Source organism: Psychromonas arctica, from assembly GCF_038155225.1.
In the GTDB taxonomy this organism is placed as follows: Bacteria; Pseudomonadota; Gammaproteobacteria; order Enterobacterales; family Psychromonadaceae; genus Psychromonas; species Psychromonas arctica_B.
Map to the genome: position 1 here is coordinate 1 of NZ_JBAKBA010000217.1, position 230 is coordinate 230.

Sequence of the window (230 nt, forward strand, 5' to 3'; positions counted from 1 at the left end):
TTGTTTCACGCGAATCAACAAAATCTCCAAATGAATGTAAGGAATCAATATGTCCTGACTGAATAAGCTTTTGTATTTTTTTTCGCGCATCGTCATCTGTATTAGAGTATGAAAAATTATGTTCGTGCATATCAAAGTAAATAGTATTACCTACCTCAAGCCGAACACCATTACATAATAGCCTTTCATCAGTTTTATTTAAATAACGAGCAGTTTCAACATAAATATTT

Annotated in this window: 1 pseudogene; it reads right to left on the reverse strand. The window is 31.3% G+C overall.

Features of this window, described 5'->3' with window-relative positions:
• A pseudogene (locus V6255_RS18330) lies at nt 1-230 on the reverse strand (hypothetical protein); the annotation flags it as partial.